We start from the raw sequence: 404 nt of genomic DNA on the forward strand, positions 1-404 counted from the left end.
CATCGAAAAAATCAACATTCCATAAATAATAAAGTAAATGGTATCAAAAAATTGATTTACGGAAACTTTATCACTCAAATGTTCTTCTCCAAAATGATAACAACTGATAAAAACAAACAACAAAATCGATAAAAATGGTTGTAAAAGAAATAAAACAACACACGATAAAACAATACCTATGTATATTAATAAGTTCTTTTTAAAGTTAGTATTGTTTACTTGTTTCAGTGAAAGTATTAACAAATCATTTGCTCCATGGATAATGCCAACGGAGATGACCAAAACAAACGCAAGTGAATCTTCAATAGGTTTTCCGAATTGAATGCTGAACCAAAATAGGAAAACTGTAAAGAAAATCTTAAAATTTTGGTAATTTTTTATAACACGTAAATTCATAATACAAA

Annotated in this window: 1 protein-coding gene; it reads right to left on the reverse strand. The window is 26.5% G+C overall.

The features are described from left to right. Positions 1-404: Brp/Blh family beta-carotene 15,15'-dioxygenase (locus tag IU405_RS00625; RefSeq protein WP_317193332.1), on the reverse strand; the 404-nt coding region annotated here is incomplete at both ends.

Origin of the sequence: Polaribacter sp. BAL334 (genome assembly GCF_015767435.1) — a bacterium.
Taxonomy (GTDB): domain Bacteria; phylum Bacteroidota; class Bacteroidia; order Flavobacteriales; family Flavobacteriaceae; genus Polaribacter.